We start from the raw sequence: 13,722 nt of genomic DNA, 5'->3' as shown, positions 1-13,722 counted from the left end.
GAGCCCTCACCAATCGGGCTGTTACGGGCAGCCCTAATCCCCCCTATCTTCCTTTCTTCTTTCTAACTCTTGAGGTGGGAGTCTTACTGTCCTAAAATAGCGAGATAAACCGCTGGTGCTAGTAGCGCTCCTTCGCCATATCCTGCGATAATGATTCGTTTTGGATCTATGAGCGGATGAGCTTTTAAAAAACGAACCCACAAAGTAGCATCATCAATTAAATCTTGTATTCCTATTTTTCTATAATTCCCTTTACTTTTACAACCTCTCCGCTTATCATAACGCAACACCGCAAATCCTAATGCTGTCCAATAATAAGCTAATTCTTTATATAAGTTTACTTGTAAACATCCAACATTTCATCACGATCCAATTTTCCAGCATCACTAATCATCATAATTGCTGGATATATTTCCGCGTAATATGTAGGAATTGTTAAAGTGCCTTGAAGGGGAGTAACACTTTTGATTGTTACCAACAATTCTTTTCCCATTGTTATTCTCTCCCTATCTTTTTGAAGATAGTCGGAACGAAAACAGTTATAAGTTCTTCCTTTTACGCCTTATGTTATCGTATTAAAAGTGAAATATAGACATTCCATTTCTTCTAACGAAATGTTGTACAGTTTACAATGAATGTGCTTGGAATGAGCCTCTAACCAAAAAAGGTGTGTAGTAACTTCTACGCACCTTTTTATTCACAACCTGTAATGATTAAATCATCTTCTAATGTTATTAATAGTGTGTCCGTATTCACTTTTTGACCAACTTCTATATTTACCGCTCTTATATTTCCGCTAATACCAACTGCAACCTTTTCTAATGTCCCATCATTTTTGCGAATCATCATTAACTTTTCCCATTCATAAACATAGGATGACTCATCAACAAAAATCTCTTCTACCACTCCGATACACGGGCTATAAATTTCTTCAATTATTACTTTCATTCAAAACCTACTCCCTACTTCACACGTCTCTATTTTCTCATCTATTCTATCACCCTTGTCTTGAACAAATTATATTTTTAAATATTCTAAACAAAACTTATGAATACTGTAAAAGCGGAGTAGCCTTCCCCACTCCGCTTTTACCTCTTATACTCTAAATTTCCCTATCATCTCTTGCAATTCTTCAGCCATTTGTGATAAATGTACTGCTGCTGAATTAATTTCTTCCATTGAAGCCAATTGCTCTTCAGAAGAACCAGCGATATTTTGTACACTTGCTGCATTTTCTTCAACTGTTGCTGCAATTTCATTCATAGATGAGCTTACTTGGTTCGCATCCGTCGTCATACGTTTTGCGATTTCTGCCATATTATGAATTTGTGACACAGTATCATTTGTAGATTGTAATATTTCCGCAAAGCTTTGTTTTGTTTCATTCGCAACAACAATCCCTGATTCTACTTCTGCTCCTACTTGATTCATCGAACCTACAGTTTGTTTTATATCCGATTGAATTTCTACAACTAGTTTTCCAATTTCTGTTGAAGATTTCCCCGATTGCTCAGCTAATTTTCGAACTTCATCTGCTACAATTGCGAAACCTCTGCCATGCTCGCCTGCTCGCGCCGCCTCAATCGCTGCATTTAGTGCTAATAAATTTGTCTGCTCCGCAATATTTTGAATGACTTCAAGAATCTCTCCAATTTGTTTTGATTTATCCTCGAGCAGTGTAATTACTTTATCTGATTGCGAAACAGACTCATGAATTAATTTCATTTGTTGAACAGTCTTTTCGACTAACTTCCCACCATTTTCAGCTTTTTGTTTTGTATATGCAGACGCATTTGATACAAGTGAAGAACTATCCGCAACACGTTGAATGCCTTTTGTAACTTCTTCCAGCAACATTGCACCATCTTCAACTTCTCGATTTTGTATTTCCGCACCGCTTGATACTTGCTCCATTGCTTTTGTAATTTGCTCTGTCGCTTCACTTGCTTGCTTCACACTAGCTGTTAATTCTTCTGATGAGGCTGCTACATGGCCTGCTGACAGATTAATTTTGGAAATTAGATCATGTAGAGCTGTTGCCATTTCATTAAAGCTAATCCCTAATTGCCCAATTTCATCATTCGAATGAACACTCACCTTTTCTGTTAAGTCACCTTCACTAATTTTTTTCGAGGACATAACAAGTTGTTTTAACGGTTTAATAATAGATGCAATAATGAAATAAATTAAAACCCCACCAATTAATAAAGAAATACCTATTACAGTTAATGTTTTGAAAAAAATTGGTGCAGCTGCTTGAATGATTTCTGCCGAAGGCATAATACCTACTATTTTCCACCCTGTTTTCTTATTTGTTTCAAAAATTACATTCCGTTCTTCACCGTCTTGGACAAATTTGAAATCTCCTTTTTCTTTTTGATACAGCTCTTGTATTGCTGAGTCTTCTAATTTTTCACCTGGCTTTTTCGTTGGATGTGCCACCACACGTGTATCTTGATCAAAAATTGCTACATACCCTTGCTTACCGATATTAACCATTTTTGAAGTATTTACAATATCATTAATAATTAAATCAATACCAAGAACACCACTTTTATCCTCATTTTGTTTTGCTAATGTAATCACTATGTTTCCTGTCGTTTTGGATTTATATGGAGCTGTTACAATTACCTCTCCGTTTTTTTTCACCGCCTCTTTATACCAATCTCTTTCTGTAGGATTATATCCTTCTGGCATTTCAGTAACCGGTGATTGAATAAACTGCCCATTATTAGATCCAGTATAGATGGCCTCCAATTCTGGATGTAACTGATTATATTCTTCTAATTTATTCTGTATATTTTGAACTTGATCCCCTTGATAACTCGCTTCGGTAAATAATTTTGTAAAATATTCAGCATCCACTTGCTTCTTATCTAGTTCTTTATTAATGACATTATTTAAAATTTTTATGTTATCTTTTGCTGTTTCCAAAATTGTATCATTAAAATTTGTTTTCGCTTGTAGATAAGACGTCCAACCAATTACAATACTTGGAAGAACCAAAATGATAATATATGATACAAGTAATTTCGTTTTTAAACCTATTCCTCTCAATTTCTTTTTTCCTTGTTCCATTTCTCTGTCTCCTTTATATTTTGTTCATAGATATTTCGTGATAGTATCCATTTGTAAAAATGATGACATAATTAAGTCTTACATATATTTTTAATTCTATATAAAACGAATAATGAAAACAATATATAAGATTGTCTATTTTTTTTAATTTTCAACAATACAAAAAGAGCTTCTGATACGTGACCCAGAAGCTCTTTTTGTATTATTATTGTTTATCGTTCCTTTGTTCTTCTACCACTTGTACAGGAAGCTGCTCCTTTACTACTTTCTCCACCGCATCTTTTCCTGCGAAACTTTCTAATAGTTCTTTTAAGTCAATACCAGAAGAAGCTTTCAATGTTTCTTGCATCGTTGCCATTAAGTCTGTTGCATACCCTGCAACTTTTCCAGCACCGCTGTTTTTTCCACCACCGCCTGTATCAACAACTGTAATCTTATCAATATTACTAAGCGGACTCGCAATTTCTTTCGCATAGCTTGGAAGCATTTTCAGAACCATATCCATAATTGCTGCTTGCCCATATAATTCAAATGCTTCGGCAATTTTTTGTTTTGCTTCTGCTTCCGCTAAACCTTTTAGTCTAATAACATCTGCTTCTGCAGTACCTTGTGCTTTCTCAACTTCTGCCTTCGCTTCCCCTTGCGCCTTTTCAATTTCTGCTTTTGCTAACCCTTCTACACGTACTTCTTCAGCCCGTGCTTTTGCTTCCGCTTCAATCTTATATTGATCTGCATCCGCTTTTTTCATTTGTCTTACTTTTTCTGCTTCTGCCGCTTGCTCAACTGCATAACGATCTGCATCTGCTTTTTTCTTTACTTCAGCATCATATTGTTTCTCACGACGAGCAATTTCTTTTTCTTCTAATTCAATTTGTTTTTCACGCTCAATAATTTTCACTCGCATTTGTTCTTCTGTTACATTTTGTTGTGCTTTTGCTTGCTGTAATTCATAGGAAAGATCCGCATCCGCACGAGCCTGCTCTTGTTCTTTCTTATATGATTGCACTTTTAACTCTTTATATTTTTCTGCTTCTGCAATTTGAGCATCGCGTTGATATTCAGCTTCTTTCGCTTCCTTTTCAGCACGTGCTTTTTCAATGCGCGCTTCTTTTTCACGCTCTGCATTTGCAATTTGAGCATCACGCTTAACAGTTGCAATTTGCGGTTGACCGAGTGCATCTAAATAGCCATTTTTATCTGTAATTTCTTTAATTGTAAAAGAAACGATGCGAAGTCCCATTTTCTTTAAATCTGAAGACGCTACTTCATGTACTTTCTGTGCAAATTGTTCTCTATTACTATATGCATCTTCCACCGTCATCGAGGATAAAATCGCTCGTAAATGCCCTTCTAATACTTCTTTTGCCTCCACTTTTAACTCTTCTGTTTCTTTTCCTAAATATTGTTCTGCTGCCGTTGATACTTCTTCAATTGTTGAGCCTACTTTAATAATGGAAACACCATTTACAGTAACTGGTACCCCTTGTTTTGTATACGTATCACGCGTTCCAACTTCTAATTTATAGTTTAATAAACTAAGAGGTTCTGCACGCTGCATAATTGGTACAACAAAAGTACCTCCACCACGAATAATTTTAATTTTCTTTCCATCATCCGTCGTCACAACATTTTTACCACCGCCAAGCCAGTTTCCTGTGACAATTAAAGCTTCATCTGGACCAACGGTGCGATATTTCGTGATAAATACTAAAATAAGCAAAAGTAAAATTGCGAGTAATACACCACCAATAATTAATGGAATCATGTAAACTCCTCCTTACCACTTTGGTTTTTTTAAAGAATGAGCAATATTTCGTACAAGTAGTACTCCATCTTGTACTCCTTCTATCATTACTTGTGTACCTTGTAAAATATCCTGCTTTCCAACCGTTTTAGCTGGTATCGCATTACTTCCAAATTTTGAAGAAATTAACACTTCTCCAAATCCTTCCTTTGGAATAGTAATAATGACTTCTCCTCTGCAACCGATAAATTCCTCCATACCATGTACTGTATTTTGTTCAGATTCAGCAATGGGTTTTAAAATTAATATTTTCATAATAAAAACACCAATCAGTGATATACAGAGCGAAAGAATAAAGATAACGATACTATCTAAAGACAATACATATTCACCAATATAACTAAAACCACAAAGCATAGCTAAGAAACTTAGTAGCAACGTGACAATAGAAGTAGATCCACCTCCAAAGCTAAATACAGATTCAAAAATATCTCCAAAAAAGATGTAAATCACAGTAAGAATAGTAATAATAATAAATCCGTATAAATAAATTGTCTCAAGTGGATACCCCAATACAGACATGCCCGCTGTCCTCCTTTCTCTTTCATACTTCTTTTTTATATGTATGCTTCACCTCTTTCGATATTTTTTCACAATTTTCAGTCATTTATTCTTTAAAAGAAAAACCTGTCGTACAGGTTTCCTAAAAAAGAACAGGAGGAGCCTGTCGTGACAGGCTCCTCCTAAAAAACAACCGATATATTGTATATTTATATAATATATCATTTCCCATAAAAAGTAAAGTTTCGTATACATCGGACATACACTTATTTTACTGATAATGTGTATGTCCCATTTCCGTTATCAAATTTATATACATATAAATAATACTTTCCTGGTTTTGCTTCAAATTTCCCTTTTATATCATTTCCATTAGCTTGGCCATACGCAACATAATTTTGCATATCTGATTCATGATGAAGAACCCATGTCATCCCAATGTTATGTTCATTTACAACAGAAATATCTATATTTTTTGAAGAAGTGACATCAAAAGTATAAATATCTGTACGATCTTCATTCATAAGACTACCTTTTATCAATGTATGGAATGCAATAGGATTCGCTTCCTCCAGACGATTATTTGGTTCGGATTCTACCGTTGTTTCGTGTCCTTTTCTAACAGTAACGGTTGTTTCGGTTTTCGCTTCTTTTCCTTTATCGTCTTTTACTGTTAATGTTACTTTATATGTTCCTTCCTGCTTATATACATGTTTTGGATTTGCTTCCGTAGTTGTTGTACCATCTCCAAAATCCCATAAGTAAGAAGTAATTTTTCCATCCTCATCTTTGGAACCATCACTATTAAACTGAATGGCTTGATTTACATTTCCATTGTATGGACCATTTATATTTACAACTGGAGCTTGATTTTCTCCACTATCTGTTGCGATACCATGAAATACAACATCGTATTCGAATTGATTTTCTGCATTTACACGATAGTTCACAAAATAAGCTGTAACTGTTTTATAACCGCTCCATTCCTTCTGAGTCAATTTTTCTAGAGATTGGTTGATGTGCTTACTCATCTCTTTCCAGTCCTCAGCTTCTCCCTTTGTCGTACTACCTGTATACGTTCCTTCTACCGTAAATGTATCAAAAAATTGGGACTTATGCTTTTTAATCGTTGCCCCTTTCAGATTCGTTGTATCCTCGATATCTTTCTTCACTTCTGTTAATGCCTTTGGTGCATGCTCTGCTAAATAATCATCTGATACCTCTGGCACGTTATATCTTTCTTGATTATCAATTAATTTTTGCATATACGCCTGGTACTCAGTATTTAAATTCGCATCCTTACTTAAAGCCTCACGATATGCATCATAATTCTTCACATCATTCGCTCGAATTAAGTCTTGAATTTGATCAAATATTTCAAAACGATGATTATATAAATAGGACTGTAGTGCAAAAGAATAGTTATAAAAATCCCATGAACCATATTTTGCAAATAATGTTCGTTCTGCTGTATAACGATTTGCAGGATCAGATGATAATCCACTAATTATACTTTTACGTGGAATAACATTGTTCATACGAGTAGATCCTGCAAAGAACTCTGCATTCCCTTCTTGAAACCAAGTTAATCTCTCATTTTGATACATATCTCCTTCTCCAAATAAACCAGGAACCTCATATCTCCCTTGTAAATAATGAGTAAATTCATGACGGAATAACTCTTCTAAACTATAAATACTTTGTTCTGGGGTACGTTCATATGTAAAGAAAGTTCCGTCTTGTTCAATATAAATTCCACCATTATTTGTTTCATATCCATATAGTTGTCTATTAAGCTTATATTCATCTGGACTATTATAAATAACAACTGTTAGCACATCATCCGGATTACCTGGCTCTAGCGCTTTATCATTTCCAATCACACGATGATATTGCGCTTTTACTTCTTTAGCAGCCCAGTACAATCGCTTCACTTTTTCTTCTGTTACTTTATCCCCTGTTTTAAATACAATAGATCCATCATCAAATGTATATGTTTTTGGCAAGTACCGTTGTTTTCCCTCTTCACGTATTTTCTCTGCATCTATTTTATTTCCATTGTAATCTTTTCCGCCATAATTCGTTTTAATCTGCTCTACTGCAACAAAATAAGCATCACTTAAATGCGGATACATATGCATTGCTTGTGTAACAACTGCTAATCCTTTATTTGGGTCACTATGAAATTTCCCTAAACGACCTGCAAAATAAATGCCATTATTAATTAACCAACTATTTTCTGTTGTTACATGCTGTAAAAGCGCAATACGGCTCACTTCATTTACAAAAGCATCCATTTTACCGTACCACATTGTTTGATTTGCTTCTTTATACGAAGCATACACATAAGAATCTATATCATAATCAATCCCTTGTATAAGACTATATACAGCTTGCCCTTTCATAAAATCGCTTACATAAGTAGCGAGATTATCATTGTACTGTTTTAAAATATTTGCTGCATATTGCACTGTTTCAATATCGCTCGAAGCGTTACTAATTAATTTCCCGTATGCAGATACTACCGTATCTTGTTGTTCTGTCCCAAGTTTAAAGTTTGGATTTTTCGCAATGGCTTTTAATGCTGGCAAGCATTTATCATGGAAACTACGCTCATTTAAATAGTTTAATTCTTTATGATAGAAACCAAGGTAAAAAGCTGAACGTAACACTTCAACAAATGTATCAATTCCTTTTGCATCATCTTTTGTAAATGTACTCCCACGACGACCTAATTCATCAATCAGAACTTGCATTCTTTCCTTATTTTGATAAAACGTTTTTGTGTCTTGATTAAATTGAAATAAATCTGTGATTTGATTCCAACGAATATTTGCCAATGTATCAATCAATTCTTCATTATTCATTTTATTGAAATCAGCCATAGAATAACTTTCTTGAAACTGTTTAGATTCCGTTCTCTTCATTCCAAAAGCTGGACGTTGAGAAAAATCTCCCGTTCTTAATCGTTCTTCAAAAGATAATGTTTTATTTTCCTGCGAAACATGAGCAATTTGATCCGTCTGAGTTTCAACTCCAATCGGCTTCATTTGCATGACATTATAAGGTATTTTTTCTTCTGCTGATACTTGTGTTTGAATACTTCCAAATGATAAAGCTACTGTACTAATACCGAGCATCATTTGCGTAATTTTTGATTTCTTATTCATAATAACTTCCTTTCATCTTTATATTTCTATATTAATTACTTAAAATTTAACATATTATACTAGTAAAATAATGTAAAATGCAATATTTCATATTATTGTTTGATAAATTGTGAACATTTCTCAAACAATATCTCTACCTTATAAATTCGTTAAAAACCGAATTTTTTGACATTTAAACTCGTTATTGTTATAATAAATATAATTATTAACTTTATTAAATAAAAGGTGGGATTCTATGATAAAAAAAAGAACAGTGTATTCTATATCTCCATCTTGCTTACAACATTATTTATTATATGGGGTGCGATTCCAGCAAGTTGGATACAAGGCTATGATTTACAAAGTGTTACTTCTTCATTAAACTCATTTATCCTCAATAAGTTTGGATGGTTTTACTCTTTACTTATGACCACAATGATTATTTTAGCTGCTTATTTAGCTTTTTCAAAATATGGTTCAATCCGTCTTGGTAAAGATGATGAGAAACCAAAATACAGTTACCTGTCTTGGCTTTCTATGTTGTTTGGAGCAGGAATGGGAGTTGGTCTTCTCTTTTATGGAATTGCTGAACCAATTTCGCATCTTGGTTCACCGCTTACTGGTGAACCTGGGACAGAACAAAGCGCAAAACTTGCTATGAGATATTCTTTTTTCCACTGGGGACTCTTCCCTTGGTCACTATATGCAATGGTTGCTTTAACAATCGCATACTTTACATTTCGAATGAAAAAAGGTAGTACAATTAGTGCTACAGTTACTCCTTTATTTAATCGATCGAAAAACTCTCCTATCGGAAAAACAGTCGATATTTTAGCTGTTTTAGCAACCGTCTTTGGAATTGTGCCATCTGTAGGAATCGGTGCACAACAAATTGCAGGAGGCTTAAACTATTTATTCCCTTCTATTCATAATACCATTAGTACACAGCTCATACTCATCGCCATTTTTACTATACTGTACTTAACAAGTGCACAGACTGGTTTAGATCGTGGGATTAAATATTTGAGTAACTTAAACTTCTCCCTAGCAAGTATATTACTCATTTCCTTTTTATTTCTTGGACCAACTGTCTTTATTATGAAATATTTTACCTCTACAATAGGTTCTTATATCGGATCACTACCAAGTATGGGATTAGAATTAGGAGCCTTTAGCAAAAACTCCTCTTCATGGATTGAGAATTGGACCATTTTCTATTGGGGCTGGTGGATCTCTTGGTCTCCATTCGTTGGAACATTTATCGCAAGAGTTTCCCGCGGACGTACGATTCGAGAATTCATTTTTGGCGTAGTTTTCATTCCAACACTCATTTGTACATTTTGGTTTGCCGTTTTTGGCGGTACTGCTATCCATATGGAAATGTTCCAATCGCTTGGAATTGCTGATGAAATCGCCAAAAACGGCACAGAAATCGGATTATTTTCCGTTATTTCTCATTTACCATTCTCAACGTTCTTAACAATTATAAGTCTCGTGTTAATCGCAACGTTCTTTGTTACATCGGCTGATTCTGCAACATTCGTTGTTTCTATGCAAACGAGCAATGGGAGCTTATCACCAAAGAACCATTTAAAATTAATTTGGGGATTAACAATTGCAGTCATTGCTGCTATTCTCTTACGAGCTGGCGGACTAAAAGCCTTGCAAATTGCAGCCATTATCGCTGCCTTGCCATTCTCATTTGTTGTCATTTTAATGATTACTTCATTATTTAAAGCATTGCGACAAGAAAACGTTGCTATGCAAACGAAACAAGCAACAAATACTATTAAAAAAGTAATGTAATGTAATGTAAAGCACCTCTCGCTTATTGAGAGGTGCTTTTTATGATTGACACTCAATCGTTTGATAGCATTACAAGTCTTAAAAGAATTGTTGGGAAAAAATAAGGAACCTAACTACTTCTTCGATATTTGAAATAGAACATATATATAGAAACATTTCCTTCATATACATATGATATATCACTTAAAAAATTTAATGTATAATATATATTGTTATATTCTTTCAGACTTTTCAACATAAATTGAAAATGCCTAAAGAAAATAAATGATAGATCAGGAGAAATTAGAATGTACACAAAACTATTAAAATCAATCACTTCACTCACACTAATTGGAAGCGCTCTATTATATACACATACTGATACCATCAAAGCTGCTGAAGTGCCCTCTTCTTTTTCTGATGTTCCCCAAAAACATTGGGCATACCCTGCTATTACGACTTTAGCAAGTCAAAATATTATTGCAGGCTATGGAAACGGAAAATTTGGTTTAGGTGATGTTGCTACTCGCGAACAAGTAGCCGCTTTAATTTACCGCGTACTATTTCCTAATAAAAAGAATGGCACTTTCAGTAATGATAATACTCGCTATATTTTAAAAGATGGCTCACAATTGAAAAATCCTTATCGTGACATTACGCATTCTTCTACCATGTTTCCAGAAGAAATTTTAGCACTTACAGATTTAGGAATTTTTAAGGGGGACGACCAGGGAACCTTCAGACCAAAAGATTCTATAAGCCGAGCAGAGATGGCACAAATTATAAAAAATGCCTTTCATCTTTCTACAAAACAAGGACATATATTTCATGATATTCCAAAAAACTTTTGGGCAGAAGATGCGATTAGTGCTATACAATCCAATCATATTGCAGCTGGTACAGGCGATGGGAATTTTGAACCATTCAAAACTGTAACTCGTGAACAATATGCCCAGTTCTTATACAATGCTTTAGAATATAACAAACAAGCCAATGGAAATATGAAACAACAAGCTAATACCCCACCAAAAGATATGCAATTACTAGAGGAATTTAAACATGAATTACAAAAGCATATCAATGCCTATGAAGTAAACATTACACTTCCTTATAAAACACAAAATAGTAATAGGCAGGAAGTGATGGATATACTTTTTAATGCGTACAAAGAACTGATGAATACAAATGAATATGCGAATTATACACTAGCCCGCACTTCATATTCTCTCTCTGGTTCACCTGGTAATTATCGTTTTACTTTAAACATTACATACCGTGAATCGAAAGAACAAAGAGAATATGTCATGAAACAAACAAAAGCAATTGTTCAGTCTATTATTCAAAGTGGCATGGATGATCATGAGAGAGTAAAAGCCATTCACGATTACGTTGTAAAACATATTGCCTATGATACTTCTTACCATGCTTATACAGCATATGAAGCACTAGCAAACCGTTCCGCTGTTTGCCAAGGTTATGCACTATTAACCTATCAATTACTAAAAGAAGCTGGAATAGATAATCATATTGTAACAGGCACTGGAAATGGAGAGCCACATGCTTGGAACTTGGTGAAAATCGACAATAAATGGTACCACCTTGATACAACATTTGATGATCCTATTCCAGATGAGCAAGGAAGAGTTATGTATTCCTATTTCAATGTAACAGATGAACAGCTCTCAAAAGACCACCAATGGAATCGTAACGCATATCCAACGGCTACTACAAACTATTACAATGAATTAATCAATAAAGTCTCAGCTGGCAGTCCAAAATCAGCGAGCTATGAACAAATATTAAAAGACACAAAATTAATGTATCAATCAAAGCAATATGTTGCTGACAACTATGAAGAACTAACAGCAAAATTACAACAGCAATTCTCAGCAAAACCTGAAAAAGTTGAAGTTCTTTATAAACAATCCGTGCAAAATGCTATGCAGGACATCAAAAAAGCCCTTGCAGAAATCCATCTACCAGCTGGTGCACAAAGAGCTTCCTACAAAGCTACACCATACAGTGCAAAAGAAGGCTACTCATTTATAACAATTACTTTTACATATTAAAAATACGCCAAGGCATCTATAAAAGATACCTTGGCGTATTTTATTACTATGCCATTCTTTCACTGGATTCTTCCCTAAAAAAGCTCTTCATCGCATGAAATACATCTGCTTTTTGCTTTAAAATATAATATCTAAATTTTTCTTCCTTTATATTTTTATAGGCTGACATCAGTGTACTGTGGCGATTGTACTGGTTTAATTAGCAAAGATATACCCATACTACAATTCTATATAACTATTGTATATAAATATATCAAGTTAAGAATTATAAGAAGGTATTCCTAAATGACATCCACAATACCCAATATAAACTTTTTCATCTTCTTCATCTACATAGTAATGAATTCTGGTTGTACGACCAATTTTTATATGCCATTCAAATAATCTTTTTCCTTTAGAAGGTATATTAAGCTCTCTTTTTCCTTCTAAATTTAGGTGTTTGTATCATCCTTTTTGATTCTCCTAAAATTTCATAACCTGTTTGTTTTAAAAATATTTCTTTTCTATCTTCTTCAGATACTCTCTTTTTTAATAATGATAATTCAATATACTATCTTCACCAAGAGATTCTTAAATTTTAATATCCATAATTTAGTATGTTTTTTGTATACTAAATCAACTTATTCTCTTATACTTAAATGTATTTTAAATGAGCTAGCATCCAATGACCGAGACTGCTTCATTCAAAATAGAGTTCTCTATCCTAATTACCGAACATGTTTATTCCACTAAATTTCTGTACATCATAATAAATATAATCAAGTTTTTGTCATAATGGAATTAAAGAATTTCTCAATGGTATCAAACTCAGTGATTAAGTATATGTGGTATACGCTTCAAACCATTTTTGAGCTGATTCTGGATCATGAACATAACTTACTGATGTAATTGTAATTTTCTTTTGTTTATTCATTTTATGTATTCCTTTCAATAAATCCATGGAGGTTAGTCTTATGATAAACGAAATTGGTAAACACATTCGTACACTACGTACTCAAAAAGGCATTGGACTAAACACCTTTGCAAAACAACTTGGCGTATCACCAGCCTATTTAAGTAACCTTGAAACGGGAAAGACGGATACCATTCAACTTTCATTATTACAAAAGCTACAAGATGAGCTTCACCTCATTACAATAGATAATTCATCCTTACCCCTTGATGAAACAAAATATAGAATTGCTCGCGCAAGCACCCTATTACATAACTTGATACAACAGGATAAAGCATTTGGATATTACTTATTAGAAACCTTAGAGAAAGGGATTGATCTATCTCCAGTTTCACCTACCTTCCATAATAATGATCAAGATTATTATTTACAGAACTAAAAAAG

The 13,722-nt window shown here is 34.0% G+C and carries 10 protein-coding genes and 1 pseudogene; 3 read left to right on the top strand and 8 right to left on the bottom strand.

Annotation, left to right across the window (positions count from 1 at the left end; translation table 11 throughout):
• Positions 1 to 83: 83 nt before the first annotated feature.
• From MR059_RS14110 to colA, 7 genes are all read right to left on the bottom strand, one after another.
• Positions 84 to 287 carry an alpha/beta hydrolase gene (locus MR059_RS14110; protein WP_049759236.1) on the bottom strand — a complete coding sequence of 68 codons (204 nt, stop codon included), beginning with the start codon at positions 285 to 287 and terminating at the stop codon, positions 84 to 86.
• 50 nt (positions 288 to 337) lie between these two features.
• The gene (locus MR059_RS14105) at positions 338 to 493 is read right to left on the bottom strand and encodes a hypothetical protein (protein WP_157671218.1); all 156 of its coding nucleotides are present in this window, start codon (positions 491 to 493) and stop codon (positions 338 to 340) included.
• A 200-nt stretch (positions 494 to 693) separates the two neighbouring features.
• Positions 694 to 948, bottom strand: coding sequence for a biotin/lipoyl-binding protein (locus MR059_RS14100; protein ID WP_011983601.1), 255 nt, complete (start codon positions 946 to 948; stop codon positions 694 to 696).
• A 147-nt stretch (positions 949 to 1,095) separates the two neighbouring features.
• Positions 1,096 to 3,078 carry a methyl-accepting chemotaxis protein gene (locus MR059_RS14095; protein ID WP_011983600.1) on the bottom strand — a complete coding sequence of 661 codons (1,983 nt, stop codon included), beginning with the start codon at positions 3,076 to 3,078 and terminating at the stop codon, positions 1,096 to 1,098.
• A 205-nt stretch (positions 3,079 to 3,283) separates the two neighbouring features.
• Positions 3,284 to 4,843 carry a flotillin family protein gene (locus MR059_RS14090; RefSeq protein WP_011983599.1) on the bottom strand — a complete coding sequence of 520 codons (1,560 nt, stop codon included), beginning with the start codon at positions 4,841 to 4,843 and terminating at the stop codon, positions 3,284 to 3,286.
• A gap of 12 nt (positions 4,844 to 4,855) precedes the next feature.
• Positions 4,856 to 5,404, bottom strand: a complete 549-nt coding sequence (locus MR059_RS14085) for an NfeD family protein (RefSeq protein WP_011983598.1) — start codon at positions 5,402 to 5,404, stop codon at positions 4,856 to 4,858.
• 245 nt (positions 5,405 to 5,649) lie between these two features.
• Entirely contained in the window at positions 5,650 to 8,553 is a 2,904-nt protein-coding gene (gene colA / locus MR059_RS14080; protein ID WP_242161878.1) for a collagenase ColA, read from the bottom strand.
• A gap of 225 nt (positions 8,554 to 8,778) precedes the next feature.
• Here colA and opuD point away from each other — a divergent pair, with 225 nt between their 5' ends.
• Together opuD and MR059_RS14070 are read left to right on the top strand one after the other, a co-directional pair.
• The gene (gene opuD / locus MR059_RS14075) at positions 8,779 to 10,338 is read left to right on the top strand and encodes a glycine betaine transporter OpuD (RefSeq protein ID WP_242161877.1); all 1,560 of its coding nucleotides are present in this window, start codon (positions 8,779 to 8,781) and stop codon (positions 10,336 to 10,338) included.
• A 287-nt stretch (positions 10,339 to 10,625) separates the two neighbouring features.
• The gene (locus MR059_RS14070) at positions 10,626 to 12,386 is read left to right on the top strand and encodes an S-layer homology domain-containing protein (RefSeq protein WP_011983595.1); all 1,761 of its coding nucleotides are present in this window, start codon (positions 10,626 to 10,628) and stop codon (positions 12,384 to 12,386) included.
• Positions 12,387 to 12,432: 46 nt separating this feature from the next.
• Here the strand turns inward: MR059_RS14070 and MR059_RS14065 are convergent.
• Positions 12,433 to 12,585 (bottom strand): annotated as a pseudogene (locus MR059_RS14065) (sporulation protein YhbH); the annotation flags it as partial.
• Between the two features lie 754 nt (positions 12,586 to 13,339).
• On the opposite strand from MR059_RS14065, the gene MR059_RS14060 reads away from it, so the two are divergent.
• Positions 13,340 to 13,717 carry a helix-turn-helix domain-containing protein gene (locus tag MR059_RS14060; protein WP_011983593.1) on the top strand — a complete coding sequence of 126 codons (378 nt, stop codon included), beginning with the start codon at positions 13,340 to 13,342 and terminating at the stop codon, positions 13,715 to 13,717.
• Positions 13,718 to 13,722: the final 5 nt, after the last annotated feature.

The sequence above is a fragment of the Bacillus cereus group sp. BfR-BA-01522 genome (assembly GCF_022662635.1).
GTDB classification, from domain to species: Bacteria; Bacillota; Bacilli; order Bacillales; family Bacillaceae_G; genus Bacillus_A; species Bacillus_A cytotoxicus.
The sequence above is the reverse complement of the archived record's forward strand: the minus strand, read 5'-3'. Positions and strand labels throughout refer to the sequence as shown.